The sequence below is a fragment of the Mucilaginibacter sp. P4_G9 genome, assembly GCF_056400985.1.
In genome coordinates, this window is record NZ_JBFUKF010000885.1 from 1 (window position 1) to 790 (window position 790).

The 790-nt window shown below is 43.7% G+C and carries 1 pseudogene; it reads right to left on the reverse strand.

The window, feature by feature from the left end:
• Positions 1 to 790, reverse strand: a pseudogene (locus tag AC1DPZ_RS28350) (glutamate synthase subunit alpha); the annotation flags it as partial.

The window sequence follows — 790 nt, forward strand, 5'->3', positions numbered from 1 at the left end:
GATCCATATGTACGTTGCCGTCCCATGCTTCTGGTACCAGCATCATCATTACATGGGGTAACGAGCGACCAGAGTGCAACAGAATTTCAATAATGTTATCCAGGCAAGCAGAGTCCGATTGATTATTATCAATCACCGGCAACAGCATTTCCATTTCTTCGGCAGTAAAGTACGACGAAGCATATGATTTTAAGCCTGCATAAAACCAGTTTAAATTACCTGTCAGGGTATTAATCTCGCCATTATGGGCTATCAGGCGGAAAGGCTGAGCCAGTTTCCACGATGGAAAAGTATTTGTTGAGAAACGCGAGTGGATCATGGCAAAGCCTGAAGCAATACGCGGATCTGTAAGATCAGCATAATATTTACGCAGCTGGTAGGTTGTTACCTGCCCTTTATAAACAATGGTTTTACAGGATAACGAGGTAAAATAAAAATGCTCGGCCGCTCCTGCTATAGTTTCAGTGATGGTTTTATTGATATACCTTCTTAATATGAAAAGTTTGCGCTCAAAATCATCCGCATTGGTAATATGGTGCGGGCGGGCAATAAAGATCTGCTCAACATCTGGTTCGGCCTGGCGCGCAGTTACGCCAACAGCCATTGAATCGACGGTTAATTTGCGGTAACCCAATTTTACAAGGCCTAACTTTTCAATAGCATTGGTAATAACTATACGGCAAGCTTTCTTTTGGGCCGAATCCTTAGGAAAAAATATCATCCCAACACCATACTCACCCGGTTCGGGCAGGCTGATCTCCAGGTTTGAGCATTCTTCCATCAGGAACTC